The sequence below is a fragment of the Cnuibacter sp. UC19_7 genome (assembly GCF_042699995.1).
Classification (GTDB): Bacteria; Actinomycetota; Actinomycetes; order Actinomycetales; family Microbacteriaceae; genus Cnuibacter.
Window position 1 is genome coordinate 885023 of sequence record NZ_CP170560.1, and the last position, 26926, is coordinate 911948.

22 protein-coding genes are annotated in these 26926 nt (G+C 71.0%); 6 read left to right on the forward strand and 16 right to left on the reverse strand.

Annotated features, from left to right (window positions below; all coding sequences use genetic code 11):
• Positions 1-62 precede the first annotated feature (62 nt).
• A complete protein-coding gene (locus tag ACFJGV_RS04185; protein ID WP_378147065.1) occupies positions 63-1250 on the forward strand; it encodes a winged helix-turn-helix domain-containing protein in 1188 nt (395 codons plus the stop codon).
• On the opposite strand, the gene ACFJGV_RS04190 is transcribed toward ACFJGV_RS04185, so the two are convergent.
• The 7 genes from ACFJGV_RS04190 to ACFJGV_RS04220 all read right to left on the reverse strand — a co-directional run bounded on the left by ACFJGV_RS04190 (position 1247) and on the right by ACFJGV_RS04220 (position 8823).
• On the reverse strand, positions 1247-2116 hold the full coding sequence (locus ACFJGV_RS04190; RefSeq protein ID WP_378147066.1) for a M48 family metalloprotease: 870 nt from the start codon (positions 2114-2116) through the stop codon (positions 1247-1249). The two genes, ACFJGV_RS04185 and ACFJGV_RS04190, sit on opposite strands and share 4 nt — an antisense overlap.
• A 26-nt stretch (positions 2117-2142) precedes the next feature.
• Positions 2143-2709 (reverse strand): LemA family protein, encoded by a 567-nt coding sequence (locus ACFJGV_RS04195; RefSeq protein WP_378147067.1) that lies wholly within the window; start codon positions 2707-2709, stop codon positions 2143-2145.
• Between the two features lie 63 nt (positions 2710-2772).
• Positions 2773-4203, reverse strand: coding sequence for a GH1 family beta-glucosidase (locus ACFJGV_RS04200; RefSeq protein ID WP_378147068.1), 1431 nt, complete (start codon positions 4201-4203; stop codon positions 2773-2775).
• Between the two features lie 60 nt (positions 4204-4263).
• On the reverse strand, positions 4264-5577 hold the full coding sequence (locus ACFJGV_RS04205; RefSeq protein WP_378147070.1) for a D-arabinono-1,4-lactone oxidase: 1314 nt from the start codon (positions 5575-5577) through the stop codon (positions 4264-4266).
• On the reverse strand, positions 5574-6899 hold the full coding sequence (locus ACFJGV_RS04210) for an amino acid deaminase/aldolase (protein WP_378147071.1): 1326 nt from the start codon (positions 6897-6899) through the stop codon (positions 5574-5576). Before ACFJGV_RS04210 ends, ACFJGV_RS04205 begins: the two co-directional genes overlap by 4 nt.
• Positions 6896-8167, reverse strand: coding sequence for an MFS transporter (locus ACFJGV_RS04215; protein ID WP_378147073.1), 1272 nt, complete (start codon positions 8165-8167; stop codon positions 6896-6898). The genes ACFJGV_RS04210 and ACFJGV_RS04215 overlap by 4 nt, the downstream gene beginning before the upstream one ends.
• The gene (locus ACFJGV_RS04220; RefSeq protein WP_378148622.1) at positions 8164-8823 is read right to left on the reverse strand and encodes a TetR/AcrR family transcriptional regulator; all 660 of its coding nucleotides are present in this window, start codon (positions 8821-8823) and stop codon (positions 8164-8166) included. The genes ACFJGV_RS04215 and ACFJGV_RS04220 overlap by 4 nt, the downstream gene beginning before the upstream one ends.
• Before the next feature lie 180 nt (positions 8824-9003).
• Here ACFJGV_RS04220 and ACFJGV_RS04225 point away from each other — a divergent pair, with 180 nt between their 5' ends.
• A complete protein-coding gene (locus ACFJGV_RS04225) occupies positions 9004-11316 on the forward strand; it encodes an Ig-like domain-containing protein (RefSeq protein WP_378147075.1) in 2313 nt (770 codons plus the stop codon).
• Complete coding sequence (locus ACFJGV_RS04230; RefSeq protein ID WP_378147076.1) at positions 11303-11869, forward strand: flavin reductase family protein; 567 nt, start codon at positions 11303-11305, stop codon at positions 11867-11869. Before ACFJGV_RS04225 ends, ACFJGV_RS04230 begins: the two co-directional genes overlap by 14 nt.
• A gap of 92 nt (positions 11870-11961) precedes the next feature.
• Here ACFJGV_RS04230 and ACFJGV_RS04235 read toward each other — a convergent pair whose 3' ends face one another.
• Entirely contained in the window at positions 11962-13458 is a 1497-nt protein-coding gene (locus ACFJGV_RS04235) for a dihydrolipoamide acetyltransferase family protein (RefSeq protein WP_378147078.1), read from the reverse strand.
• Between the two features lie 33 nt (positions 13459-13491).
• Complete coding sequence (locus ACFJGV_RS04240; protein WP_378147080.1) at positions 13492-15666, reverse strand: thiamine pyrophosphate-dependent enzyme; 2175 nt, start codon at positions 15664-15666, stop codon at positions 13492-13494.
• A gap of 224 nt (positions 15667-15890) precedes the next feature.
• Here ACFJGV_RS04240 and ACFJGV_RS04245 point away from each other — a divergent pair, with 224 nt between their 5' ends.
• Positions 15891-16625, forward strand: coding sequence for a GntR family transcriptional regulator (locus ACFJGV_RS04245; protein ID WP_378147082.1), 735 nt, complete (start codon positions 15891-15893; stop codon positions 16623-16625).
• Between the two features lie 111 nt (positions 16626-16736).
• Here the strand turns inward: ACFJGV_RS04245 and ACFJGV_RS04250 are convergent, their stop codons facing one another.
• The 5 genes from ACFJGV_RS04250 to ACFJGV_RS04270 all read right to left on the reverse strand — a co-directional run bounded on the left by ACFJGV_RS04250 (position 16737) and on the right by ACFJGV_RS04270 (position 22357).
• Positions 16737-17525: an HAD-IA family hydrolase gene (locus ACFJGV_RS04250; RefSeq protein ID WP_378147084.1), complete on the reverse strand. Its 789-nt coding sequence runs from the start codon at positions 17523-17525 to the stop codon at positions 16737-16739.
• Positions 17522-18394, reverse strand: a complete 873-nt coding sequence (locus ACFJGV_RS04255) for a ketose-bisphosphate aldolase (RefSeq protein WP_378147086.1) — start codon at positions 18392-18394, stop codon at positions 17522-17524. The genes ACFJGV_RS04250 and ACFJGV_RS04255 overlap by 4 nt, the downstream gene beginning before the upstream one ends.
• A 96-nt stretch (positions 18395-18490) precedes the next feature.
• On the reverse strand, positions 18491-19855 hold the full coding sequence (locus ACFJGV_RS04260) for an iron-containing alcohol dehydrogenase (protein WP_378147088.1): 1365 nt from the start codon (positions 19853-19855) through the stop codon (positions 18491-18493).
• Between the two features lie 20 nt (positions 19856-19875).
• A complete protein-coding gene (locus ACFJGV_RS04265; RefSeq protein ID WP_378147090.1) occupies positions 19876-20718 on the reverse strand; it encodes an HAD-IIA family hydrolase in 843 nt (280 codons plus the stop codon).
• 34 nt (positions 20719-20752) lie between these two features.
• Positions 20753-22357, reverse strand: coding sequence for an FGGY family carbohydrate kinase (locus tag ACFJGV_RS04270; RefSeq protein WP_378147091.1), 1605 nt, complete (start codon positions 22355-22357; stop codon positions 20753-20755).
• A 121-nt stretch (positions 22358-22478) separates the two neighbouring features.
• Between ACFJGV_RS04270 and ACFJGV_RS04275 the strand changes: the two genes are divergently transcribed.
• A complete protein-coding gene (locus ACFJGV_RS04275) occupies positions 22479-23513 on the forward strand; it encodes a zinc-binding dehydrogenase (RefSeq protein WP_378147093.1) in 1035 nt (344 codons plus the stop codon).
• 88 nt (positions 23514-23601) lie between these two features.
• Here ACFJGV_RS04275 and ACFJGV_RS04280 read toward each other — a convergent pair whose 3' ends face one another.
• Positions 23602-25095, reverse strand: coding sequence for an FGGY family carbohydrate kinase (locus tag ACFJGV_RS04280; protein WP_378147094.1), 1494 nt, complete (start codon positions 25093-25095; stop codon positions 23602-23604).
• On the opposite strand from ACFJGV_RS04280, the gene ACFJGV_RS04285 reads away from it, so the two are divergent.
• A complete protein-coding gene (locus ACFJGV_RS04285; protein WP_378147095.1) occupies positions 25094-25234 on the forward strand; it encodes a hypothetical protein in 141 nt (46 codons plus the stop codon). The genes ACFJGV_RS04280 and ACFJGV_RS04285 overlap by 2 nt on opposite strands.
• On the opposite strand, the gene ACFJGV_RS04290 is transcribed toward ACFJGV_RS04285, so the two are convergent.
• Positions 25231-26730 carry an FGGY family carbohydrate kinase gene (locus ACFJGV_RS04290; RefSeq protein WP_378147097.1) on the reverse strand — a complete coding sequence of 500 codons (1500 nt, stop codon included), beginning with the start codon at positions 26728-26730 and terminating at the stop codon, positions 25231-25233. The genes ACFJGV_RS04285 and ACFJGV_RS04290 overlap by 4 nt on opposite strands.
• Positions 26731-26926 lie beyond the last annotated feature (196 nt).

Consider the following 26926-nt stretch of genomic DNA (forward strand, 5'->3'; position numbering starts at 1 on the left):
AGTCTACGGTCCGGAAGCTGAGCGTCCGTCGTCATGTCGGCGGCTCCCGATAGGGTCGGATCGTGTCGCCCGACAGCCTCTCTCCTGCTCTCGCCCGGCGCGTCGCCCTGGCCGCTCAGGGCTTCGGATCACCGCCTCCCGCGGTCGTCGGAACGCGGCAGCTCAACCTGTTCCTGCGCCGCCTCGGCGTGCTCCAGATCGACTCGGTCAACGTCTTCGAGCGCAGCCACTATCTGCCGGCCCTGGCCCGTCTGGGCGCCTACGACCGCCCGCTGCTCGACCGCATCCTCGCCGGGCCCGCCATGACGGAGTACTGGGCCCACGAGGCCGCCTTCTTCCCGGTGACCGACCTGCCGCTGTTCGACTGGCGGAAGGCGGAGTACCGCGACTGGTATGCGGCCCGGCCCGACTCGTTCCCGAACCAGAACCCGGCGATGCTCGAGTGGCTGAAGTCCGAGCTGGCCGAGAAGGGGCCGATGAGGGCGAGCGAGGTGGAGCACGACTCGAACGTCCGCCGGGGGCCGTGGTGGGGCTGGTCCGACGTCAAGCGAGGCCTCGAGACCCTGTTCCGGACGGGCGACGTCGTCGCCGCGCCGCGCGCGCGCTTCGAGCGCACCTATGCGCTGCCCGAGCAGGTCCTCCCTCGCGAGGTGCTCGAGCGCAGCGTTCCGCGTGACGACGCGATCCGCGAGCTGGTGACGACGAGCATCCGCGCCCTCGGCATCGGAACGGTGAGCGACGTGGCCGACTACTTCCGGCTCAAGTCGGCCGATACGATGACCGCCCTGCGCGATCTGGAGGACACCGGCGAGGTGCGCCGCGTGCAGGTGCCGGGGTGGGGTCGCGACGCCTACCTCCACACCGAGGCGCGCCTCCCCCGCCGGATCGAGGCGGCGGCGCTGCTCTCGCCCTTCGACCCCGTCGTCTGGGAGCGCGCGCGGGCTCTGCGGCTGTACGACTTCCACTACCGCATCGAGATCTACACCCCGGCTCCGAAGCGCGTCTACGGCTACTACACGCTCCCGGTGCTCATCGACGACCGCCTGCCGGCGCGCATCGACCTCAAGAGCGACCGCAAGGCCGGTGTGCTGCGTGTGCAGTCCGCCTGGGCCGAGCCGGGCTTCATCGACGACGACCTGCCGCGCATCGTGGCGCTGCTGCGACAGGCTGCCGCCTGGCAGGGCCTCGAGCGGATCGAGGTCGCCGAGTGGGGCACCCTCACGGGCGCCCTGCGGGCCGCGCTCTCCTAGAAGGAGCCGCCCATCTTCTGCAGGCGCTCGATGCGGTCGGGGATGGGCGGATGCGTGGCGAACAGACGCGCCACGACACCCGGCTTCATCGGGTCGGCGATCCACATGTGCGCCATCGACGACGACTGCTTCTGCATCGGCCGACCGTAGGCCTGGAGCTTGGCGAGGGCGCTGGCCAGAGCATCCGGGTGCCGGGTGGTGAGGGCGCCCGTCGCATCGGCCAGGTACTCGCGCTGACGCGACACCGCGAGCTGCACGACGGTGGCCAGGATGGGCGCCACGATGAGCGCGATCAGGCCGGCGATCATGAGCACCGGGTTGTTGTTGTTGTTCCGACCGAAGATGGTGAGGCGGAGCAGCATGTCGGCAATGAAGCCCACCGCCACCACGAGCCCGAAGACCACCATCGAGACGCGGATGTCGTAGTTGCGCACATGGCCCAGCTCGTGGGCCATCACGCCCTCGAGCTCGGCGTCGTCCATGATCGCGAGCAGGCCGGTGGTCGCGGCCACGATCGCGTGCTGCGGATCGCGACCCGTGGCGAACGCGTTCGGGGCCGGGTCGTCGACGATGTAGACCTTCGGCATGGGCGTGCCGGTGGTGATCGAGAGGTTCTCGACGATGCGATAGAGCCGCGGGTTGTCGGCCTTCTGGATCTCTCGCGCGCCGCTCATGGCCAGGGCCTGCCCGCTGGCGATGAAGTACTGGAACAGCGCGTAGAGCGCCGCCACGACGACCACCACGATGACGATCGTGGTGTTCTTGTAGATGAGGCTCGCGAGGTAGCCCAGCCCTCCGATGATGAGGAGGAAGACGGCGATGATGAAGACGGTGTTGCGCTTGTTCTTCGCTATGGCGCGGTACATCGGGTGGTGTACGCCTCCTCAGCGGGTCAGAACTGCACGCGCGGCGGCTCGCTGATCGCCGCCACGTCGGTGACCTCGAAGAACTCGCGCTCGGTGAAGCCCAGCTGGCGCGCGAAGATGTTGTTCGGGAACACCTTGATCTTCGTGTTCAGCTCGCGCACACCGCCGTTGTAGAAGCGGCGCGAGGCCTGGATCTTGTCTTCGGTGTCGACCAGCTCGCCCTGGAGCTGGAGGAAGTTCTGGCTGGCCTGCAGCTGCGGGTACGCCTCGGCGACCGCGAACACGCTCTTCAGCGCCTGCTGCATGTGGTTCTCGGCGACGGACGCCTCGGCCGGCCCCTGAGCGCTCAGCGTCTCGGCGCGCGCCTGGGTGACGCTCTCGAAGACGCCCTTCTCGTGCGCGGCGTACCCCTTCACCGCCTCGATGAGGTTCGGGATGAGGTCGGCTCGCCGCTTCAGCTGCACCGTGATGTCGCTCCACGCCTCGTCGACACGCACGTTGAGCGTGACCAGCGAGTTGTAGGTCGCCCACAGGTAGATGCCGATGATGGCGACGAGGACGACGACGATGATGACCGGGATGAGCCACTCCATGGCGTCAACTATACCGGTCTACTCCGCGCACCCCGGGGTGGTGAGGCGTCCTCACAGCATTGCTCAGCGGCTGCGGCACACCTCGCGGAACCACTCGAACGAGCGCTTCGGCGTGCGCTCGAGGGTGTTGAAGTCGACGTGCACGAGACCGAAACGCTGGGTGTATCCAGCCGCCCACTCGAAGTTGTCGAGCAGCGACCAGACGTGGAAGCCCCGGAGGTCGATCCCCGATGCCGGTCGGGTGCTGTCGGCCACCGCGTCGAGCGCCGCCCGCAGATGCGCGTCGATGTAGTCGATGCGGCGGTCGTCGGCGACCTCGACGGCGCCGTCGTCGCGACGGCGGATCCGGTCGGGCAGGCTCACCCCGCTCTCGGTGATCACGACGGGCGGCAGCGCCTCGCCGTAGCGTTCGGCGAGCTCGTCGAGCGCCGTGCCCAGCATCTCGGGCGCGATCGGCCAACCGAATCCGGTCGTGGGGTACTCGGGCCAGGGCGCCAGATGGAACGGCAGCGACCGCATCGCCTCGGCGTCGCCGTCCGGTGTCGACGCCGATCCGGAGCCGGCGGCGATCCGCGAGGGCATGTAGTAGTTGAGGCCGAGGAAGTCGAGCGGCTGGGCGATCGTGGCGAGGTCGGCGGGATCCACCGCAAGGGCCCCCAGCAGCGCCTCGAATCCCTCGGGTGCGTCGGGGTATCGGCCGAGCAGCACGGGGTCGGTGAAGATCCGGTTGTGCAGCACGTCGAACAGCTGGGCGAACGCGGTGTCGGCCTCCGAGTCGGTCGCGGGGCTCACCGGGGTGTGGACGTTCACGATCCCGAGGCGGGCGTCGGGTGCGCTGGCGCGGAGCGCCTGGGTGGCGAGCCCGTGGCCGAGCAGTTGATGATGGGCGGTCGGCAGCGCACCGAAGAGGCGTGTCGCCCCGGGGGCGTGCACGCCGAGCGCGTAGCCCTCGAGTGTGACGGTGGCCGGCTCGTTGATCGTGGCCCAGGTGGGGACGCGGTCGCCGAACCGCTCGCCGACCGCGTAGGCGAGGTCGGCGAAGCGCGACGCGGTGTCGCGGTCGAGCCATCGTCCGCGGAGCGCCGTGGGGGTGTCCCAGTGGAAGAGCGTGGCGAACGGTCGGATGCCCGCGGCGAGCAGGGCGTCGAGCAGCCGGTCGTAGAACGCGGCGCCCTCCTCCGACAGCGCGCCGCGCCCCTCGGGCTGGAGCCGGGTCCACGAGAGGGAGAACCGGTACGAGTCGGCGCCGAGGTCGGCGAGCAGTGCGACGTCCTCCGCGTAGCGATGGTAGTGGTCGGCCGCCACATCGGCGGTCGCGCCGCCGGCGATCGCGCCGGGGACGCGGGTGAAGGCATCCCACACCGACTCACCGCGCCCACCCTCGCGCACCGCGCCCTCGATCTGGAAGGCGCTGGTGGCGGTGCCGAGCACGAATCCGTCGGGGAGTCTCGCCGCCAGGGCGCGTGCGCGCTCGAGGCGCTCGTCGTCGATCACTCCCCCATCCTCGCAGTCCTCGCCTGCCGGGGCCCGCGGATGCGCACGGCCGTCATCCCCTCACTCCCCCAGCACACGGTCGAGGTAGGCGTTCGTGAACAGGCGGTCGGGGTCCATCCGGTCGCGGAGGGCGACGAAGTCGGCGTGCCGCGGATACAGGTCCGCCAGCGACGCGGCGTCCTGCGTGTGGAGCTTGCCCCAGTGGGGTCGCCCCCGGTGTTCGCGCATGATGTCCTCGACGGCCTCGAAGTACGGTCGATGGTCCTCGCGGTGGTAGCGATGGACGGCGATGTAGCCGCTGGGCCGGCCGCTTGCGGTCGACAGCCAGAGGTCGTCGGCGGCGGCGAACCGCACCTCGATCGGGAACGAGACGTGCCACCCCCGCGAGCGCGTGAGCTCGTCGATGGCGCGCACGATGTCGGCGGTGCTCTCGGCGGGAACCGCGTACTCCATCTCGCGGAACCGCACGGTCCGCTTGGTGGCGAACACGCGGTGCGAGAGGTCGCTGTACTCCCGGTTGGTCCAGAGGCGGTCGGCGAGGCGGTTCACCGAGGGCACGATCGCGGGCACCATCGAGCTCGCGGCGCAGGTGACCCGGTAGAGGCCGTTCGCCATGAGCGTGTCGTCGACGAAGCGCTGGAGGGGGCCCAGCGGTCGCGTGGGCTCCCCGACGGGACGACGCTGATTCGTCTTGGTCACCGCGGTCGTCGTGTCGGTGAACCAGTAGAACTCGAAGTGGTCGGAGCGCTGGACGATCCCGTCGAGATCATCGAGGGTCTCGCCCAGTGGCGCCGGGCACTCGAGTGCGGTGAGCACGAACGCCGGCACGCACTGCAGGGTGACCTCGACGATCACCCCGAGGGCGCCGAGCGAGAGCGCCACGGCGGGCAGGAGCTCGGGCTCGTTCTCCTCGTCGATGCGGCGAAGCTCGCCGTCGGCGGTGACGAGCGTCACCCCCACCACCTGCGTGGCGATCCCACCGAAGCGCGATCCGGTGCCGTGCGTCCCCGTGGAGACCGCCCCGGCGATGGTCTGCACGTCGATGTCGCCGAGGTTCTCCATGGCGAGCCCGTGCGGGCGCAGCAGCCGGGCGGCCTCGTGGAGTCGTGTCCCCGCCAGGAACGTGACACGCATCCGCTCGCGGTCGACCGAGACGATGCCGCTCAGCTCGTCGAGCTCGAGGAGCACTCCCGTCGCGACCGCGATCCCGGTGAAGCTGTGCCCGGCGCCGACGGCCTTCACACGGAGCCGCGCCTTCGACGCCGCGGTCACGGCCCGCTGCACCGCGCCGATGGTCTGCGGGCGCTCCACCCGCACGGGCTTCACCCGCTCGGTGCGCGACCAGTTGCGCCAGACCCCGTTCGCCGCCGTCACAAGAACGCCTTCCCCTCGCCGCGGTAGCTGGGGACCTCGCCGATGAGCCGCCCGTCCTCCACCACGGCGAAGCGGTCGACGTGCTCCGAGAGCTCACCCGACTTGGTGTGTCGGAACCAGACCCGGTCGCCGAGTTGCAGGCGTGCGGCACCGCGTCCGGTGAGGGGCGTCTGCACCTCGCCGGCCATCTCGCGGGGCACCATGCGCGCGGGGCGTGGCCAGACCACCTCGGGCAGCCGATCGGGGGCGGGCGGCCCGGAGGCGATCCAACCGCCCCCCAGCACGGTCGCCATCTCGGGGGTCGGCTTCCGCACCACCGACATCGCGAACGCGGCCGCTGGCGCGGGCCGGAAGCGCGAGTAGGTGTCGAAGAGGTGGCCGCCCAGGAGCCCGCTGCCCGCGCCGATCTCGGTCACCGACGGATCGGCGCCGGTCGTCTCGAGCGACCCGGTCCCGCCGCCGTTGACGAACTCCAACGGGGCGAGCCGGCGCACCGCGGCGACGACGGCGCCCCGGCGCTCGCGCAGCTCGGCCACCGACTTCCGCTGGATCACGTCGAGGATCCGCCCTCGGATCGGGTTGCCCCGGGGGCGGTTGCCCACGCCGGCGATCTGCGACTCGTACGCCATCATCCCGACCAGGGAGTAGCCCGGCCTGCCGAGCACCTCCCGGGCGAGCGCCGTCGCATCGGCGGCGTCGTACACGGGTGAGCGGTACGCGCCGATGTGGCCGAGCCCGGGGGCGACGAAGGCGGCGTCGAGCTCGATGCCCACCCGGATCGGGGCCGCGCGACGCGACGCCGGCACGACGGAGTCGATGAGGTCGAGGTGGTCGGCGGAGTCGATCATCACCGTCACGCGCGCGGCGGCACGCTCGTCGGCCGCGAGCGCGGCGAGCGCCGCCCGGTCGACGGTCGGGTAGCCGACCACGACGTCGTCGTGGGTCTCGGCGAGCCAGAGCGCCTCGGGCAGCGTGTACGCGAGGATGCCGCGATACCCGGGCAGCGCGAGCACGGCGTCGATCACCGCCCGGATGCGGATGGACTTCGAGGCGACGCGGATGGGCGTGCCGGCCGCTCTGCGCAGCATGTCGTGGGCGTTGTGGGCGAGCGCCTCGAACCCGAGGACGGCGTAGGGGGTGTCGAGCGACTGCGTGGCCTCGGCCAGGGCCGGCCAGTAGCGGAGCTCGTCGCGCCAGATCCCAGGCACAGCGGGCGCCCGGGTGAGGTCGAGCAGGTCCGAGGAGCCGGTCGAGGCGGTGCCGGTCGAGGCGGTGGCGGTCGCCGCGGACGTCGGGGAGGCACCGGGCTTGCGAGGGCTCATCGGACGCTCCTCACCCGGGAGACGGCGAGCGCCCCGAGCAGAGCGAACACCGCCGAGGCGAGGAAGAGCACGGGGAAGCCCCCGAGCGACCAGACGATGCCGGCGCCCACCAGCGGCGCGACGGCCTGGGGCACGGCGGTGGCGATGTTCATGATTCCGAGGTCCTTTCCACGGGAGGCGGGGTCGGGCAGCACCTGAGTGGCGAGCGCCTGATCGACCGAGAGGAAGCAGCCGTACCCGGCGCCCAGGAGACCGGCGGCCACCATGGTCGCGTCGAGCTGAGGCAGGAACGCGAGGAGGAGCGCGGCGAAGGCCTGGATCACCGAGGAGAGCAGCACGAACACCCGACGTCGGGCGAGCCGATCCGACAGGCGACCGCACACGATCGAGGCGATCACGACGAAGACCGTGTAGATCACGATCAGCATCAGCAGGTCGTCCTCGGCGTTCGCGTCGTTCAGGCCGAACATGAGGAAGTAGAGCAGCAGAGAGGTGCCGAGCGCGTTGCCGATGTTGACGAGGATGCGCCCGGCCAGCGTCCACCCGAAGTCCGGATGCCGGCGCGGGCTCACCCAGAACCCCTCTATGAGCGCCGCGAGCGTCATGGGCGGCCGATCCGCGGGATCCAGGCGCGCATCCGGGACCAGGATGAGGAAGGGCAGCACGAGCACCACGAGCAGGATCGCCATGGCGGAGTAGCCGAGGAGCTGCCCGGTGAAGAGAGTCGTGGCCAGGAGCACACCGAGGATGAGCCCGATCGCCTGCGGGGCCGAGATCCAGCTGGAGACGAAGCCGCGCTGCAGCACGGGCACCTGGTCGCTGATGCACGCCGTGAGGGCGGCCGACAGGATGCAGAAGCCCACGATCGAGACGGTCCACCACACACCCACCCCGACGAGCCCGTCCTGCAGCCCGAGCACCGCGAGGCCCACGGCGAACACGACCGCGCCCACCGCGATCCACGGGCGCCTGCGGCCGAACCGCGAGGTGGTGCGGTCGGACAGCGCGCCGGTGAGGGGGAACGCGAGGAGCGCCGCGGCGCCGGCGATGGCGCTGATCACCCCGAACGCGACCACGCTGTCGACCCACCTGCCGGAGTCGACATGCACCTCCACCTGGAGGGGCAGGAGCAGCTGCACCGGGGTGAGCTGCGCCATCCAGACGCCGAGCCACGCGGTGGCGAACAGCGCGATCCAGCCCCCTCCCACACGCGTGCGGGGCTCCGACCCCGCTCCCGCGACCCTCACCGTGCCGTCCGACGCGGTCATCCGCGCTCCCCTCGTCTTCCCTCATCCGCCACGGACCGCGCCGTCGACCGCGACTGCACCGATCGAGCTTCGGCACGTCGAGCCCGCGCCGCGAGCGACCGGGCGGCGAAGCGGATGGTCGCCTCGGCCCGCGCGTCGTCCTCGTCGACGAGCCAGCCCAACGTGAGTCCGTCGGTGAGCGCCACGAGCTGCGCGGCCAGGACGTCGACCGGATCGAGCCACTCCGAGCCCGTGCGCTCGGCGGCGGCCTCGAGCGAGCGACGGGCGAGCATCCGGTACCTCTCGTACTGCCGCACCGCGAGGGCGCGGGTGTCGGGGTCTCGGACCGCGTGCTGGGTGAGCTCGAGCATCGCGCGCTCCCGGTGCGGGTCGGCCTTGAGGCCCTCGAGATAGGCGCGGAGGCCCGCGACGAGCACGTCCTCGAGCGGGGCGTCGACGCCCGTCGGCACGTCGAGCACACTCGTCTCCGACTCGACCGCCTCGGCGATGAGGGTGCTCAGCAGCTCGTCGCGGGACGAGAAGGCGTAGTGGAAGCTCGCCAGGGCCATGCCCGCCTCGGCGGTGATCGCCCGGGTGGTGGCCCCCGCGATCCCGCGCTCGGCGATGACCGTGAACGCGGAGCGGATCAGGCGCGCGCGGCGCTCCTGCACGGCCATGTGCGCCACGCCGATCACCTCCCCGCGGAGCGGCGCTGCGACGCGCCGACTGGGTCAAGCGTCCCAGTCGGGCAAGTATGCCCTCGCGGAGCGCTCCGCGTCCATGGCCAGGTGAGGATTTCGTGCGAACCGCCCGCATGGGCTTTGACTTGCCCCGCGATCTTCCCTAGGAAGGAGGAGGTGCCGGAGACGCGACAGAGTGGGACGACGGCGGTGTCGCGCGACCGCGACTCCGCGAGTCGGTCGATCCCGGACGCGCTCCGACGGCTCACCGCGGTGGTGCTCCTGGGTGTCTGCGCCTCGGCTGCGCTGAGCACCGTGGCCCTGGGTGGAGCCGCTGCACCGGCGACCGCCGCGCCCTCCAGCGCATCCTCGTGGGCCGCGTCGGCACCGGCCGACGCGACGTCGGATGACGTGACGTCCGAAGACACCGCACAGACCGACGCGACGCCGAGCGATGCGACGCCCACGGCTCCGGCGCCGACCACCCCCGACCCCACACCGCCGGGCGACACCACCCCGCCGCCCGGGGCCGTGGCCCCCGCCATCTCAGCGCCCGCCGCGGGGTTCGTCTCACCTGGAGCCGTCTCCGTCCGCGGCCGGGGAGAGCCCGGCTCCCCCCTCGCCGTCTCCACGGGCGGTGCCGCGCTCTGCACCACCACGGTCGGCGACGACGGATCGTGGACCTGCGAGGTCGACGGCCTCGCCTCCTCTCCGTCGACGACGCTCATCGTGACCCAGGACGACGGCGTGCAGGGCGACGGCCAGTCGCAGACCGCCTCGGTGTCGATCGCCGTCCTCACCCCGCCCACCGTCACCGGCGGGCCGCGTGGCCCCCTCACCAACGGAGCCCTGCGCGGCACCGCCTACCCCGGGGCCACGGTGACCGCGGCCGCCGACGGCGCGACCTGCCAGGGTGTCGCCGACGGATCGGGCGCGTGGTCGTGCCCGCTCGGCGGCCTGCCCGACGGGCCGCACACGGTCCGCGCCTGGCAGGAGACGCCGTGGAGCGGCGGCGCCTCCCCGGAGAGCGCGGCCACCGCCATCACGCTCGACGCCACCGCTCCGGCCGCCCCCGTGCTGACCTCGCCCGGCGCCGATGCCGCCCTGCCCGCCTCGGGCGCTGTGTTCACCGGCACGGGTGAGGACGGCTCCGCGGTGTCGGTCTTCGCCGACGCCTACGTGCTCTGCCAGGTCCCCGTGTCGGGCGGCGCATGGTCGTGCACGGCATCGGAGGTGCCCGCGGGCACGTATCGCGTCGTCGTGCTGCAGCAGGATGCGGCGGGCAACGTCAGCGTGCAGTCCGCCCCGATCAGCCTGCTCTTCGGCGCCACCACGGGGACGGCGCCCGGCACTCCCGCGCCCACCACGCCGAGCACGCCCGCCGATCCCTCGTCGCCGACTCCGCCCGACGCCGCCGCACCCCCGCCCGCCGCTGCGCCCACCCCCGGGGAGCCGGTCCCCTCCGTACCGGGCGCCCCGGGCGGACTCGAGCGCTCGCAGGGCACGTGGGCCGACGCGACGCAGTTCACGACCGCGCTGTCGCCGCTGCTCGGCTCGGGATCGGCCTCGACGTGGCTCGTCGCCCTCCTCGCGGGCGGCTTCGTGGTCGCGGTCGTGGCACTCCCCGCGCGCCTGCTCGCCGGAGCCCTCGGCACGTTCGACCGGGCGGGCGACGGACGACGTGCCCGCCTGGCCGCACGACTGACCGGGCGCAACCGCTCGCGGTACGAGTTCGAGCGGGCCCCCGACCTCGCCGTCTCACCCCTCATCGTCGGCGCCGGAGCCCTCCTCGCGTCGGCCGCGGTCTCGGTGCTCTCGGTCCCCGTGCTGGGCCAGCCCGCCTACCTCCGCCTCTTCCTCGCCGCGGTGACCGCGCTGGCGATCGTGAACGCCGCCGCGACGGTGCCCGCCGCTCTCGCTGGCCGACGTGTGCTCGGTGCCGCCATCACCATCCGCCTCGCCCCTGCCCTGCTGCTGGTCTCCGCCGCCGGTGCGGTGCTCTCGCGGCTGGCCGGTCTCGACCCCGCGCTCGTGGTCGGCCTCGTCGTCGCGCTCGCCGTGCCTGTCGCCACCGGTCGCGTCGACCGGGGTCGGCTCGCGGTCGCCCAGCTCGTCCCTCTCCTCGCTCTCGGCGCCGCCGCCTGGGTCGTCCTGTCTCTCGTGCCTCCGGTCGGCGGAGCCGCGGGCGCGTGGCTCACCGAGGTGCTCACCGTCACCGCGCTGGCCTCGTTCGGCACGGCCTCCGCGCTCGCCCTCCCGCTCGGCTCCTCCCCCGGCCGCGCGCTCCTGCGTTGGTCGCCGGCGATATGGGCCGGCGTCGGCGTGGTCTCGTTCGGCGGGCTCGCCGCACTCCTCCTGCCCGCCGTCGCCGGATCCGGTCGCATGTGGATCCCGATCGTGGTCGCCGTCGCATTCGGTGCCGTGTCGTCGTGTGTCTGGGCGTGGCAGAGGTACGTCGCGCCCGTCCTAGGATCGGATGGTGACGAGTGATGAGCATCGGCTGGTCCCGCATCCGACCCCGTCGTCGGTGACCCCGGAGCAGTTCAAGGCAGCCTTCCGCAACCACCCCGCCGGCGTGGCGGTGATCACGGCGGATGCGGGCGACGGCCCGGTCGCCCTCACCGCGACGAGCGTGTTCTCGGTGAGCGCAGAGCCCCCGGTGCTGGTGTTCTCGGTGTCCGAGCACTCCTCCTCGACGCCGACGATCCGCCGCGCGGCCACCGTCGTCGTGCACCTCCTCGGCGCCGGCCAGCTCGACATCGCCAAGCTCGGAGCGACGAGCGGGATCGACCGCTTCGCCGACACGTCGATCTGGAGCCGGCTCCCCACCGGCGAGCCCTACTTCCCCGCGGCGCACGCCTGGATCCGCGGCGAGGTCGTCAACCAGATGGAGGTAGGCGCCTCCACCGTGGTCGCCGTGCAAGCGCTCGAGACACACGCGCCGCCCGCGGGCGACCACAGCGCCGACGCCGCGGAGGCGCAGCCGCTGGTGTACCACAACCGCACCTGGCACAGCCTCGGCGACCACTCGAAGCTCGTCTGAGCGCCGGTCCCACGACGAAGGCCCCCTCCCGCACGGGAGGGGGCCTTCGTCGTCTCGGGGTCCGGATGCGCTTGCGCACCCGGATGAGGGGGTCAGAGCAGGATCTGCATCGGGTTCTCCACCAGCTCGGCGAGGCGGGCCAGCCAGCGCGCGGCGATCGCCCCGTCGACCGGACGGTGGTCGACCGAGAGCGTGACGGTGACGATGTCGGCCGGGACGACGCTGCCGTCCTCGGCGAAGACCGGCTGCCGGCGTGCCGCCCCGATGGCGAGGATCGCCGCCTGCGGCGGGTTGATGATCGCGGCGAACTCGTCGACGCCGAACATGCCGAGGTTCGAGATCGACAGCGTGCCGCCCTCGAGCTCCGACTGCTGGAGCTTCCCGGCGTTGGCGCGGGAGACCGCATCCTTGATCTTCGCCGACAGGCTCGACAGCGACAGGCTCTCGATGCTCCGGATGGTCGGGGTGACCAGTCCGCGCTCGCTCGCCACCGCGACCGAGACGTCGGCGGTCGGGAACGAGACCACGGCCTCGTCGGTCCAGATCACGTTCATCTCGGGCACGTCGATCAGCGCCCTCGCCGCCGCCTTCACGAAGAAGTCGTTCACCGACACGCGGACCGTCGACTGGGCGTTGACCTGTGCACGGAGCTCGAGCAGCGCCGTCACGTCGAGGTGCTTCGTCAGGTAGAAGTGCGGGGCGGTGCGCTTCGACTCCTGCAGACGCGACGCGATGAGCTTCCGCAGCCTCGAGTGCGGCTCGGAGGTCGCCCCGTCGGGCAGCGTCGCGGGCTTCGCCCCGGGCGCGGGAGCCGCCGCGGTGGAGGCGTCGGAGGCGGGAGCAGGTGCGGGCGCGGCGGGGGCGGCCGCCTGACCGGAGGCCGGTGCCGACTCGGCCGCGGCCTTCACGTCGTCACGGACGATGCGGCCACCGGGGCCGGATCCGGTGAGCGACGCGATGTCGACCCCGAGCTCCTTGGCCAGACGGCGCGCCAGCGGGCTGGCGAACCGCCGCTCACCTGAACCGGCGTCCGGCGCCGACGTGGCGGGAGCGTCGTCCGCCGCATCCTGTCCCCCGCCCGACGCGGTGGCGGGCCGGGCCGGCTCGGCGGGCGCGGGTGTCGCCGCGGGGGCCGCCACGGGTTCGGCCGCGGGTGTCTGGGCCGGGGCCTCGACCGGGACGATGCCCTGCACCGTCTCGGCCTCCTCGGCCTCGGGCAGGCCCGTGACCGCTCCGCCCGCCTCCGCATCCGCCGCGACAGCCGCCGCGACGTCGGCGCTCGACGAGAGCGTGGGATCGGTGCCGCCGCTGAGCTCGCGGACGAGCTCCTCCCCGGCGCTGGCCGGCTCGCCGGGCGCGAGCAGGACGGCGATCGGGTCGCCGACCGGCACCATGGCGCCGGAGTCGACGAGCAGGGCGTGGACGATCGAGTCCTCGTCGACGTCGATGTCGACGACGGCCTTCTCGGTCTCGACCGAGGCGATGGTGTCGCCCGAGGCGAGCGTCGCGCCGACCTGGACGGTCCAGCCCTCGAGCGCGGCCTCGTCGGAGTCGGCGGAGACGCCGGGCATCCTCAGCAGACGTGCCATGTCAGGATCCTCTCTGGTTCTCTTCGGCCGACGTCAGACGATCTCGGCGATGGCGGCGACGATGTCGTCGGTGGTCGCCAGCGCGGCGGCCTCGAGCACCTTCGAGATGCTCGGCGACGACTCCGACCCGCTGACCCGGAGCACCGGGGCATCGAGCCAGTCGAAGTAGCGCCGCTGGATCTCGTCGGCCATCCAGCCCCCGTACGAGGTGCCGGCCGAGCCCTGCTCGGCGATGATCACGCGGTTGGTCTTCTTGATCGACTCGCCGATGGTGTCCCAGTCGACGCTCGCCTTGTCGAGCCAGCGCAGGTCGATGACCTCGCCGTCCACGCCGGCCTTGTCGACCGCCTCGAGCGCTCGGGCGACCATCGACAGGTAGCTGATGACGGTCACGTCCTCGCCCTGCCGGCGCACCGCGGCCTTGCCGAACGGCAGCAGGAGGTCGAGGTCCTTCGGGGCGTCGCCGACCGTCTTGTAGAGGTCGGCGTCGTGCTCGAGCACGGCGACCGGGTCCTTCAGGCGCATCGCGGTGTTGAGGAGGCCGACGTAGTCGACCGCGCTCGAGGGTGCGATGATCCGCCAGCCGACGCTCGTGGCCAGGACGCCGGCCGGGTCCATGGAGTGCTGCGATCCGTAACCGGTGTTGGTGCCGATCTTGATGCGGAGCAGCAGCGGCATGTCGTGCTTGCCGCCGAACATGTGGCGGGCCTTGCCGATCTGGTTGAACAGCTGATCGGCTGCGACCCAGAGGAAGTCGGCGTACATCAGCTCGACCACGGGGTAGTAGCGGCCGTCGAGGGCGAGGCCACCGCCGAAGCCGGTGAACGCGTTCTCGCTGATCGGGGTGCCGAGCGTGCGGTCCGGGAAGTCGTCGGCGAGGCCCTTCGTGGCGCCGCGCGAGCCGCCGTTGAGGCGGTGGACGTCCTCACCCAGCACGACGATGCTCGGGTCCTGCTCCATCCGCCGGTGCATGACCTCGGCCACGACGTCGACGAACTTCTTCTGCTCGAGGTCGTCGGGGCCGAGCTCGGAGTCGTCCTTGACCGTGAGGCCCTCGAACGACGGGATCTCGCCGCGGATGCCGGCGTTGATGTTCGCCGGGTCGGGCCACAGCTGCGACTGGATCTGGAGCTGACCGGGCTTGCCGCCCGGCACCGGCTCGACGACCGTCGTGCCGATCTCCTGCATGATCGCCTTCGAGCGGGCGCGGAGGTCCTTCGCCTCGTCGGCGGTCAGGATGCCGCGACGCACGAGGTGCTGCTCCATGATCGCGATCGGGTCGCGGTCGCGCCACGACTTCTCCTCGTCCTTCGTGCGGTAGCCGAAGGCGCTGCCCGGGAACGGGCCGTTCTGGTGGAAGTAGCGGTAGGTGTCGACCTCGATGATGGTCGGGCCGCCGCCGTTCCGCATGTAGTCGACGGCCGCCTTGGTGGCGAGGTAGACGGCGAGGGTGTCCTGGCCGTCGACACGCCACGAGGGGATGCCGAAGCCCAGGCCGCGGCCGGAGAGCCGGGCCTCTCCGGTGGCCTCGCCGACGTTCGTCGACACGGCGTACTGGTTGTTCTCGATGAAGAAGCAGGTCGGGGTCGACCACGCCGAGGCGAGGTTGAAGCTCTCGAGCACCGATCCGATGTTCACGGCGCCGTCGCCGAAGTAGGTGAAGGCCACGTTGTCGGTGCCGGCGTGCCGGTCGGCCCAGCCGAACCCGACCGCGAACGGCACGGCGCCGCCGACGATGGCGTTGGTGCCCATGGCGCCCGCCTCGGTCCACTGCAGGTGCATCGAACCGCCGCGGCCGTTGCAGTAGCCGCCGGCGAGGCCGGCGATCTCGGAGAGCGTGCGGTACAGCACGTCGCGCACCTCGGGGCTGAAGTCGGCCTTCGCGTCGAAGCCGTCGGGCGAGACGTGGCCGAGCGCCTTCGCGAGGAACTGGTGGTGGCCGCGATGCGAGCCGTTGATCTGATCGGCGCTCACCAGCGGCAGGATCGAGCCGACGGCCCCGCCCTCCTGGCCGATCGACGAGTGCGCCGGGCCGTTGATGAGCTTCTGCCCGGCCAGCTCGAGGACGTACTCCTCGAAGGCGCGGATCAGGTTCAGCTGCACCAGCATGGTCTGCAGCAGCCTGGGGTCGGCGGAGTCCCAGTCGGACTTCGTCGTGCGCAGCTCCACCCACTGGGCGGCCGGCTTGAGCTTGGTGGTCGTTGCCATTGATCCTCATCCTCGATGAATCGCCCGTGTGTCACACGGGATCGACGGTCGGCCTCGTCGCCGAAGGCGTCGGATATGCTGGGGCGAAGCACGACGATGGTGCGTCACCTGGAGCAAACCTACCGTACAACTCTATACATGTACACATCGTGACTGCGAGAATACCGGGGGACTTCGAGATCACGACGGAGTGCTCCCGGGTCTGATGCGAGGAGATTTCGACGGTGACTGAAGTTCTCGACCGCAATTCGGCGACGCCGCTCTACGTGCAGCTGTCCGACCTCATCCGCGACAAGATCACCCGCGGCGAGTGGGTGCCCGACCAGAAGATCCCTTCCGAGAACGAGTTCAACACGCTCTACGGCATCAGCCGCATGACGGCGCGTCAGGTGCTCGCGCGCCTCGTCGACGAGGGCCTGCTGTTCCGGGTCCAGGGCAAGGGCACGTTCGTGTCGCGCCGCAAGATCTCGACGCGGTCACCCTCCTACATGGGCATCCGCGAGCAGCTCGAGCAGCAGGGCTACGCCACGAGCACCGAGATCCTCAGCGAGCAGCTCATCGACGCGGATGCGCGGGTCGCCCGCGAGCTCGGTCTGGCCGAGGGCACACCCGTCTACGCCATCCGCCGACTGCGTCGGGTGGAGGACACCCCCATCAGCCTGCACGAGTCGTACGTCCCCGAGTCGCTGGCACCCGGCATCACCGAGCGCGACCTCGCGTCGCAGCAGCTGTGCACCGTGCTCGAGCTCGACTACGACCTGCAGATGGCGCACGTGACCGAGACCCTCGAGACCTCGGCGGCGTCGAAGGCCGAGGCGAAGCTGTTCGGCAACCGCGCGGGCACTCCCCTGCTCCTCCTGGAGCAACGGATCTCCTCCGCATCGGGCGTCCCCTTCGAGTTCGCCCGCATCCACTTCCGCGGCGACATGATCCGCCTCGAGTTCCACTACGACCTCTAGCCCCCGCGCTGCGGCGCCGGCGCCGGGTTTGTCCAGGTTTCCGTCCTCAACGGCGCGCTTCGCGACGGAAACCTGGACAAAGCGCGGGTCGCGCGGGCGTGAGCGCGAGGGTCAGGAGGCGCGGGCGGCGGTGTGGTCCTCCAGGGCGCGCTCGAGGCCTGCGAGGTCGATGAACCCGTCGGCGTTGCGCACGTCGAGACCGGCGAGGAGCTTCGCGGGGGCGCCCGCGTCGCCGAGGGAGTCGACCACGGTCGTCGCGGCGGGGAACTCGTCGTCGCCCGTGAAGTGGCTGACGGTGACCACATGTGCCATCCCGGCGGCGGCCGCCGCGGCGGCGCCGGACTGGGAGTCCTCGATCACGACGACCTCATCGGGCGTGCGGCCGAGCTCGGAGGCGGTGAGCAGGTAGATGTCGGGCGCAGGCTTCTTCGCGGGCACGATGTCGCCGGCGTACACGGCCGCCATCCTGGCCCGCTGCTCGGGGCCGATGACGGAGGCGAGCACGGCCTCGACGCTCTTCTCGGCCGACGTCGACGCGCAGGCGACCTGCCAGCCGGCGTCGAGCGCCTCGGCGATGATGCGCGCGATCCCGGTGCGACCGGGCAGAGCGCCCGCGTCGACCAGCTCGACGTAGATCGCCGACTTGAGCTTGTGCGCCGCGAGGATCCGCTCGTCGAGCTGGTCGCCCGATCCGAGATCGATCTCCGGATGCTGCGCCAGGTAGGCCTTGAGGCGCTCCTTGCCGCCGCCGATCCGCAGCAGCGGCCCGTACTCCTCCGCGGTCCAGCGGAACGGGAAGCCGAGCTGCTCGAACGTGCGGTTGAACGCGACCAGGTGCCCGTCGAGCTCGGTCTCGGCGAGCACGCCGTCGCAGTCGAGGATGAGGGCGCGCCCGCTCACGCGGCCACCCCCGCGCGTCCCGCCGAGCCGAACAGCTGGATGTGCTCGATGACGGTCTCGGTGACCGAGTCGCGGATCTGGTCGAAGAGCTTCACCGGCTCCCACTTGCCCGTGCGCTCGGCCTCGCTGAGGTGGTCGCGCGCCGAGTACATGTACGCCAGCTTGAGGGCCGTGGAGATGTTGATCTTCGAGACGCCGGCGTCGATGAACGCGCGGAACTCGTCGGCCGAGAGCCCGGTGCCGCCGTGCAGCACGATCGGGATGTCGGTCAACGCGGCGAGCGCCCTCACCCGGTCGACCAGGAGCACCGGGGCCGCCTTGTAGAGGCCGTGCGCGGTGCCGAGCGCGGGGGCGATGAGGTCGGTCGACGTCTCCTGCGCCACCTCGACGAGCTGCTCGTCTGAGTAGAAATGGACATCCGGGTCGTCGGAGCCGACGCCGTCCTCGACGCCGACGATGTTCTCGATCTCGCTCTCGACGTCGACACCCCGGGCGTGCGCCTCGGCCGTGACCTCCGCGGTCTCGGCGCGGGCCACGTCGAACGAGCGATCGGAGGCGTCGAAGAGCACCGAGGACCAGCCGTGCGCGATCGCCTCGGTGATGACCGCCCTGTCGGGGCAGTGGTCGAGATGCAGCGCCACCGGCACGGAGGCCTCATCGGCCGCCGCCTGGGCGATGGCGGCGAGCACGGGCGCACCGAAGTACTTCACGGTCTTCACCGAGGTCTGCAGGATGATCGGCGAGCCGACCGAGTCGGCGGCCTTCACGACGGCTGCGATCGAGATGCCGTCGACGATGTTGACCGCCGGGACCGCGTAGCCGGCTGCGCGCGCCTCCAGCGCGAGCTGCTTGGTGCTGGCGAAAGTCATCAGGTGTTCCCTCCTCTGGATCGGAGCGGCTCTGCTGCGATCCGGACCAATATAACAAGTATAGCCAACCCTATACAACCTAGCCGGCGTGCAGGATCAGAGCCCTCCGCCGACCTCGGCAGCACGCGCGAACACGCGGTCGAACAGCCGATCGTCCCACCGACCGGCGAGCACGAAGACGTCGGCCAGTGACAGCCGATCGCGCATGAACGGCAGGGCGCCGAGCGCCCAGCGCGCCCGCTCCCCCGACACGGCGGGGGTGAGCTCGGAGAAGGTGAGCGGCGCACCCCAGAGCCTTAGCGCCTCGGCCGGATGCGCCGGGTCGCCGGCGAGGTGCTCGAGCGTCGCGAGATGGCCGTCACGGGCGGCGAAGAACGCCTCCACGCGGTCGCCGACCGACTCCCAGCGGGCCATCTTCTTCTCGACCGCGCGCCAGCACTCCTCGCCGAGCGCGCCGGAGGGGTCGACGGGCAGCCACGTCTCGAGCACACGCTCGCGCAGGCCGGACGGAACGACGAGATCGCCGGGCCCGAGGTCGAGGATGCGCTCCTCGTGGAGCGCGACGTCCCACAGCGAGGCGGCGAGGATGCTCGCCACACCCACCTGGGTCCCGTGCAGGTCGTGCGGGGCGTGCGCGGCCATCGCCGACATGTCGAGCACGTGGCTCACCAGGTGCTCGACGCCCGACAGCGGCGCGGTGGTGCCGGCATCGCCGATGACGAGCCCGCCGACGGTGAGCACCTCGACGAGGGCGGCGAGTCGATCGGCCTCGGTCGCGGAGGCGTCGGCGAGACGCGGGGCGATGTCGCGCACGGGATCGACGAAGCGACCCTCGTACTCCCCCGGGTCCATCCCGATGGCGCACGCGAGGTACCAGTCGGCGGGGGCCGACCAGATCGCGACGGCGTCGCCCACCCCCGCCCGGGTGAGCTCGACCGGCGCCTCGGCCACGACGTCGGAGTCGATGACGAGAGCCGCGGGCCAGGTGCTCGGGACGGTGCGCTTGGCGCCGTTCTGCACCAGGACGGAGAGCGGATCGGCGAAGCCGTTGACGCTCGCCGCGGTCTGCACCGAGATGAGCGGCGCGGCGACGGCGGCCGCCACCACCTTGCCGAGGTCGCTCACCGTACCGGAGCCGACGGCGATGACGAGGGCCGCACCCGCCGCATCCGCCGACGCCTGCGTCACCGTCGCCTCGTCGAGCGTCACGCCGTGGCCGGACTCGAGCACCTCCACCGTGCGGCTCGCGCGCCCCTCGGGCAGCAGCGCCCGCACGACCTCGAGCACGTCGACGGTGTCGACGACCTTCGCGGCCGAGTCGGTGAGCAGCACGATCTCGCCGGCGGGGGCGAGCTCGTCGACGAGCGCGGCGATCCCGCGGACCGCGCCCTCTCCCGAGAGGACGCGCATGGCGCCCTGCGAGGAGGCGAGGGAGAGCTCGGCGAGTGTGGCGGTGGTCATCGGTGTCCCTTCGGGTCGCCTCAGGAGGCGACGGGCTGGTGGTCGAGGAGGTCGTCGATGCGACCGAGCACCCAGTCGGGACGGTGCTCGTCGGGGGCGACGCGCAGCATGTCGAGGTCGGTCTCGCCGGTGAGCACGAGCGCCGAGCGCATCCCGGTGTTCTTGGCGAACAGCATGTCGGTGGCGAGTCGGTCGCCGACCATCACGCTGGTGGCCGGATCGAGACCGGTCTCGGCCGAGATGATGTCGAGGAGGTCTTTCGAGGGCTTGCCGAACACGGCCTCGCACTCGACCTGCGTGCCCGCCGTGATGGCGGCCGTGATGCAGGCGGCATCGGGCTCGCCCCGGCCGCCCGGGAACGGGCAGAAGCGATCGGGGTTCGTGGTGACCAGACGGGCCCGCTTGTAGAACCAGAGCGCGTCGAACGCGATCTGCAGCTTGCGGTACTCGAACGTGCGGTCGTACGACGACACCACGAGGTCGATGCGCTCGGGGTCGTCGGTCATCTCGATGCCCGCCTCGGCGAGGGCCTCCACGAGCGGCATCTCGCCGATCGGGTAGACCCTCGCCTCGGGCATCGTGCGGCTGATCCACGACACGGTCGCCGCCAGGCTGGTGTAGACCTCCGACACGTCGGTCGGGAGCCCCAGCCTGGTCAGCTTCGCCGCATAGTCGTCGGGCCGCTTCGTGGGGTTGTTGCTGCAGAAGACCACGCGCTTCCCGCGAGCGCGGAGGCCCTCGATCAGCCGTTGTGCACCGGGGAGCAGAGCCTCTCCCAGATAGATGGTCCCGTCGAGGTCGAAGACGTACGACTCGAACTCGAGGATGGGGTCGCTCGGGAAGGGCTCTGCCTGGTGCTGCATGGTCTCCGGTGGTCTTCCTGGTGGGTGGGGCGGGTCAGGCCGCGGCCGCGCCACGCGTGGCGCTCTGCAGCTTGTCCCAGATGGGCATCATCGACTTGCGGATGTCGCGGTAGACCTCGAAGAACGGCGTGTAGAGCGCCGTCTTCGCGAGGTCGGGCTCGTACTCGCGCACGATGTTGACCGTCGAGTCCGCACCTTCGCTGTAGCTGTTGTACAGCCCCGCACCGACGCCCGCCACGATGGCCGCGCCCTTGGCGCCGAACTCGGTGCCCGCGGGGACGATGATCTTGCGTCCGAGGACGTCGGCGAAGATCTGGCACCACACCGGGCTGTTCGCGCCACCGCCCGCCATCCGCACCGTCTTCACCTCGGTCGGGATCGAGTCGAGGCAGTCGCGGATGCCGTAGGCGACACCCTCGTAGACGGCGCGGAGCATGTCGAACCGGTTGTGGTCGCCCGTGATGCCGTTGAAGGAGCCGCGAGCACTCGGGCGAACGAAGGGGGCGCGCTCGCCACCGGGGGCGAGGTAGCCGTGGTAGATCACGCCTCGCGATCCGATCGGGGTGTCGAGCACCTTCTGGTTGAGGTAGGCGAAGAGGTCGCCGTCCGACGGGGCGTGCGCCTCGGCCTCGGCGCGGAACGGGCCGCCGAACTCGCGCAGGAACCAGTCGAGGTTGGGCGTGCAGAAGTTCATGCCCAGCGCGCGGATCCAGGTGTCGGGGCCGTGAGGGATGAGCCAGCCGACGTCCTTGGGCTCGATCTCGCCCGAGATGTCGTCGGTGCACACGGTGACGATCCCCGCGGTGCCGATGACCGCCATGCAGTCGCCCGGGCGGGCCACGCCCACGCCGAGCGAGGAGGCGGTGATGTCCATCTGCCCCTTGTAGACCGGCGTGCCCTCCTTGAGGCCGGTGACCCCGGCGGCAGCGCGCGTGACCGTGCCGGCGAGGTCGGTGGGGCTCTTGATCGGGGGCAGCACCGCGTCGATGCCGTCGATGCCCCAGATGCGGTTGACCTCCTCGGACCACGTGCGCGAGCGCACGTCGATGCCCGAGAGGCTGGCGTCGGACGGGTCGGTCGAGATGTCGCCGGTGAGGTTGTACTCGATCCAGTCCTTGCACCAGAGGTTCACGGCGTTGCCGAGCAGGTCGGCCTGGTTGTCGGCGCGCCAGCGGAGGATCGTCGAGGCCGTACCGGCGTACGGGCCGGTACCCGAGATCTCGAACTGCTCGCTGACGGTGCCGTCCTCGTACCAGCGGTCGATGATCGGGCCCGTGCGGCCGTCGGTCCAGAGGATGGCGGGGCCGATCGGCTTGCCGGTCTCCCGGTCGATCAGCCAGCTGCCGTCGCCCTGCCCCGTGACGGAGATCGCGACGATCTCGTCGGGACGGACGCTCGTGCCGGTGAGCGCCTCGCGGATCGCCTCGGAGGCGGCGACCCACACCTCCTGCATGTTCTCCTCCGCGAGATGCGGCTCCGGATTGGTGATCGGCACGTTGCGCGCGCCTCGGTTGAGCTCGTTGCCCTTGGTGTCGAAGATCGCCGCCTTCAGCACCGACGTGCCGGCATCGATCCCCAGGATGTACTGACCCATTCGTTCCTCGTCCTCCCCCTTGAGGTGCGTCGTGTGGGACGTCATGTCCGCAGTGACGTGCCAAATATATAGACATGTACATACAGATGGAAGAGGGATGATAGAACTTGTATAGGGGTGTGTATCCCACATCCGGCCACCCACCCGCGAAGGAGCGTGAGGCGCCGTGCGAGCCCTCGTGAAGTACGAGACCGGACCAGGCCACGTGGAGGTCCGGGAGGTCGATCCGCCCGCCCTCAGCCCGGGGCACGTGCTCATCGACATCGCGCACGTCGCCGTCTGCGGCACCGATCGGCTCGCCGTCGAGGGGAGCCACGACTTCGGCGTCGCGCGGACGCTCGGTCACGAGGCATCCGGGGTGATCGCCGCCGTCGCCGACGACATCGTGGACCGGCCCGACCTCGTGGTCGGCGCCCGCGTGACCGTCGAGACCGACGCCTACCTCTGCATGCGGTGCGAGTACTGCCGCCAGGAGGAGTTCAACCGCTGCCCGTTCCGCAAGGGGATCGGGACGACCACCGACGGCGCGCTCGCCGACCAGCTCGTGATGCCCGAGCGGGCCGTGCACGTGCTGCCCGACGGCATCGACCTCGTGCAGGGCGCGCTCACCGAGCCGCTCGCGATCGCGGTGCACGCGGTCGTGGAGCAGGGCCCCTCTCTCTCCGGAGAGGTCGTGGTCGTGATCGGGCCCGGCGCGATCGGGCAGCTGTGCGCCCAGGTCGCGCGTGCCGTAGGAGCCACGGTCGTGCTCGTCGGTCGCACCCGCCACCACGAGGCGCTGCGGCGCGCGGAGGACGCCGGCATCCCCCACGTCGTCGACTCGGAGACCGAGGACCTCGACGCCGTGGTGAAGGACCTGACAGGTGGCTACGGCGCGCACACGGTGTTCGAGTGCAGCGGCGCCCCGGGCGTGGTGGAGTCGTCGATCCCGCTGCTGCGCCGCGGCGGCCGGCTCGTGCTGGTGGCGTTCTTCCGCGAGGATCCGCACATCGACATCGACGCGGTCATCAACCGCGAGATCGAGGTGCTGGGCTCCCGGGGCAAACGCCCCTCGAGTTACCGCACCGCCCTCCGCCTGATGGAGTCCGGCCAGGTCGACCTCACCCCCCTCTCCCCCCTGCACCTCCCCTTGGAGGAGTGGGAGGAGGGCCTCGCCGAGGTCGCCGCGGGCCGCAAGGTCATCTTCGACCTCCGCCCCTGACCCCCTGGCTTTGTCCAGGTTTCCGTCGGAATCGGGACGATTCGCGACGGAAACCTGGACAAAGCCGGGGGGGGTGACCGCGGTGGGGTCAGGCGATCTTGCGGGTCCAGCCCCTCGTCATGTCGCGCGCGGTGGTCCAGCCCGCGTACAACGCGTCTGCCTGGTCCCTCGAGATCTGGGGCTCGAAGACGCGGTCCACCTGGTACTTCGCCTCCACCTCGTCGAGGCTCTTGTAGACGCCGGCGGAGAGGCCGGCGAGGAGCATCGCGCCGAAGATGGTCGCCTCGGCGTTCTTCGGGCGGATGACCGGGATGCCGAGCGTGTCGGCCTGCAGCTGGCAGAGCAGGTTGTTCTTCACCGCTCCCCCGTCGACCCGCAGCTCCGGGATCTCGAAGGCCGAGCCCTGCACCGCCGCATCGACGAGGTCGCGGGTCTGGTAGACCATCGACTCGACCGCGGCGCGGATGATGTGGAGCCGGTTGGTGGCGTTCGACATGCCGACGAGCACCGCCCGCGCCGTCGGGTCCCAGGTGGGGGCGGCGAGGCCCGTGAAGGCCGGCACGAGGTACACGCCCTCGGTGCTCGAGACCTGCCCGGCGTACCACTCGCTGTCGGGCGCGGCGTGGATGAGCTGCAGGTCGTCGCGCAGCCACTGCATCGTCTTGCCCATGGCGTAGACGACGCCCTCGGTCTCGTACGCGAGCTTGCCCTGGATGTTCCAGGCCGCGCTCGGCGTGAGACCCTCCGGGCGGAACGGCGTCGGACCGTTGTTGATGTTCAGCACACCCGCGGTGCCGTAGGTCATCTTGACCTGGCCCTGCTTGTAGGCGGCCTGCCCGAACAGACCCGCCTGCTGGTCGCCCAGGTTCGACGTGATCGGCACCGCCGCGCCGAAGGTGGCCTCGATCGTGCCGAAGTGCGCATCCGACGGGAGGATCTCGGCGAGCATCTGGCGCGGGATGCGCATCTCGCGCAGGAGGTCGTCGTCCCAGTCGCAGGTGTCGAGGTTCATCATCATCGTCTGCGAGGCGTTCGACGGCTCGGTGACGAACGACTGGCGGCCGGTGAGGTTCCAGATCAGCCACGTGTCGACCGTGCCCGCGAGCAGCTCACCGCGCTCGGCGCGCTCCTGTGCACCCTCGACGTGGTCGAGGATCCAGCGGATCTTGGACGCCGCGTAGAACGCGTCCGGCACGAGTCCGGTGCGCTCCTTGATGAGTTCGCCGAAGCCCGAGTCGACCCACTCCTGCACGATCTCGTCGGAGTGCCGCGACGCCCAGACGATGAGGTTGAAGATCGGCCGGCCGGTGTCCTTCTCCCAGACCATGCCCGACTCGCGCTGGTTGGTGAGGCCCACCGCGGAGAGCTGGTCGGGCGTGATGCCGGCCTGACGGATCGCCGCGCGCATGACCTCGAGCTGCGTGTTGAGGATCTGCATCGGGTCGTGCTCGAGCCAGCCCGGGCGCGGGTAGATCTGCGTCAGCTCAGCCTGGCCGAACCCGAGGACGTTGGTGTCCTCGTCGATGACGAACGCCCGCGCGCTCGTCGTGCCCTCATCGATTCCGAGGATGTACTGTGTCATGGTCTCCCACTTCGTCGTGATGTGCCGGATGGCGTTCGTCGCCGGTCGGGTCGGGCATCGTGCGCTGGCCGGCCGCGCGCACGACGAGACGGCGCCGCGGATGCTCGTGAGCGCATCCGCGACGCCGCCCGGTCTCTAGGAGAGCGGGACCTTCTTGGTCCAGCCCTTGGTCAGCTCGCGCGCCGCGGTCCACCCGGCGTAGAGCGAGTCGGCCTGGTCGCGGCTCATCTGCGGCTCGAACACGCGGTCGACGGCCCACTTCGACTCGAGCTCCTCGAGGCTGGAGTAGACGCCGGTCGACAGGCCCGCCATGAGCATCGCGCCGAAGATGGTCGCCTCCGCGTTCTTCGGCCGGATGACCGGGATGCCGAGCAGGTCGGCCTGCAGCTGGCAGAGCAGGTTGTTCTTCACCGCTCCCCCGTCGACACGCAGCTCGGGGATGGTGAGGTCCGATCCGGCCAGCGCAGCCTCGACGACGTCGCGCGTCTGGTAGACCATCGACTCCACCGCGGCGCGGATGACGTGCAGACGGTTCGTCGCGTTCGACATGCCGATGAGGGCGGCGCGGGCGTACGGGTCCCAGGTGGGGGCCGCGAGGCCCGTGAAGGCCGGGATGAGGTACACACCCTCGGTGCTCGACACCTGGCCGGCGTACCACTCGCTGTCGGGCGCGGCGTGGATGAGCTGGAGGTCGTCGCGCAGCCACTGCATCGTCTTGCCCATCGAGAACAGCACGCCCTCGATCTCGTACGCCGTCTGACCCTGCACACCCCAGGCGAGGCTCGGGGTGAGTCCCTCGATGCGCTGCGGCGTGGACCCGCAGTTGATGTTGAGCACACCCGCGGTGCCGTAGGTCATCTTGACCTGGCCCTGCTTGAACGCGGCCTGGCCGAAGAGGCCGGCCTGCTGGTCGCCGAGGTCCGAGCCGATGGGGATCGACGTGCCGAAGGTCGCCTCCATGTCGCCGAAGTTCGAGTCGGACGGCACGATCTCCGCGAGCATCCCCTTCGGGATGCCGTAGTGGCCGAGCAGCTCGTCGTCCCACTGCAGCGTCTCGAGGTTCATCATCATCGTGCGCGAGGCGTTGGAGTAGTCGGTGACGAACGACTTGCGGCCGGTGAGGTTCCAGATCAGCCACGTGTCGACGGTGCCGGCGAGCAGCTCGCCGCGCTCGGCCCGGCCCTGCGCGCCGGGGACCTGGTCGAGGATCCAGCGGATCTTGGAGGCCGTGTAGTACGCATCCGGGATGAGGCCGGTGCGCTCCTGGATGAGGTCGCCGATCCCGGCGTCGACCCAGCCCTGGACGATGTCGACCGAGTGGCGCGACGCCCAGACGACGGCGTTGTAGATGGGGCGGCCGGTGTCCTTCTCCCAGACGATGCCGGTCTCGCGCTGGTTGGTCAGGCCCGCGCCCGACAGCTGGTCGGGCGTGATGCCGGCGTCGCGGAGGGCGGCGCGGATCACCTCGAGCTGGACGTTGAGGATCTGCATCGGGTCGTGCTCGATCCAGCCGGGCCGGGGGTAGATCTGTGTGAGCTCGGCCTGGCCGAACCCGCGGACGTTGGTGTCCTCGTCGATCACGAACGCGCGAGCGCTCGTGGTGCCTTCGTCGATTCCCAGGATGTACTTGACCATGTCTCCCACTTCGTCGTGTTAGAGGTCCGTCGCACGCCGTGCGCGGCCCTATGAGGCTGGCGTAAACGTATTAGTACGTAGCTGTATAGTCAAGTATTGCCCGCCCCGGACGATTGCCTATACGCTCTCCCTCGACCCGGCGCGGATGCCGGATCTCCGCACGAGGGCGCGCCCGCCCTCCAGCGACACAACGATG

Bases quoted from the DNA above. Each gene is read 5' to 3' on its own strand.
- ACFJGV_RS04190 (WP_378147066.1), bottom strand. From the start codon at position 2,116: ATGTACCGCGCCATAGCGAAGAACAAGCGCAACACCGTCTTCATCATC.
- ACFJGV_RS04195 (WP_378147067.1), bottom strand. From the start codon at position 2,709: ATGGAGTGGCTCATCCCGGTCATCATCGTCGTCGTCCTCGTCGCCATC.
- ACFJGV_RS04210 (WP_378147071.1), bottom strand. From the start codon at position 6,899: ATGAGCCCTCGCAAGCCCGGTGCCTCCCCGACGTCCGCGGCGACCGCC.
- ACFJGV_RS04215 (WP_378147073.1), bottom strand. From the start codon at position 8,167: ATGACCGCGTCGGACGGCACGGTGAGGGTCGCGGGAGCGGGGTCGGAG.
- ACFJGV_RS04220 (WP_378148622.1), bottom strand. From the start codon at position 8,823: ATGGCCGTGCAGGAGCGCCGCGCGCGCCTGATCCGCTCCGCGTTCACG.
- ACFJGV_RS04230 (WP_378147076.1), top strand. From the start codon at position 11,303: ATGGTGACGAGTGATGAGCATCGGCTGGTCCCGCATCCGACCCCGTCG.
- ACFJGV_RS04235 (WP_378147078.1), bottom strand. From the start codon at position 13,458: ATGGCACGTCTGCTGAGGATGCCCGGCGTCTCCGCCGACTCCGACGAG.
- ACFJGV_RS04240 (WP_378147080.1), bottom strand. From the start codon at position 15,666: ATGGCAACGACCACCAAGCTCAAGCCGGCCGCCCAGTGGGTGGAGCTG.
- ACFJGV_RS04255 (WP_378147086.1), bottom strand. From the start codon at position 18,394: ATGACTTTCGCCAGCACCAAGCAGCTCGCGCTGGAGGCGCGCGCAGCC.
- ACFJGV_RS04260 (WP_378147088.1), bottom strand. From the start codon at position 19,855: ATGACCACCGCCACACTCGCCGAGCTCTCCCTCGCCTCCTCGCAGGGC.
- ACFJGV_RS04265 (WP_378147090.1), bottom strand. From the start codon at position 20,718: ATGCAGCACCAGGCAGAGCCCTTCCCGAGCGACCCCATCCTCGAGTTC.
- ACFJGV_RS04270 (WP_378147091.1), bottom strand. From the start codon at position 22,357: ATGACGTCCCACACGACGCACCTCAAGGGGGAGGACGAGGAACGAATG.
- ACFJGV_RS04285 (WP_378147095.1), top strand. From the start codon at position 25,094: ATGGTCTCCCACTTCGTCGTGATGTGCCGGATGGCGTTCGTCGCCGGT.
- ACFJGV_RS04280 (WP_378147094.1), bottom strand. From the start codon at position 25,095: ATGACACAGTACATCCTCGGAATCGATGAGGGCACGACGAGCGCGCGG.
- ACFJGV_RS04290 (WP_378147097.1), bottom strand. From the start codon at position 26,730: ATGGTCAAGTACATCCTGGGAATCGACGAAGGCACCACGAGCGCTCGC.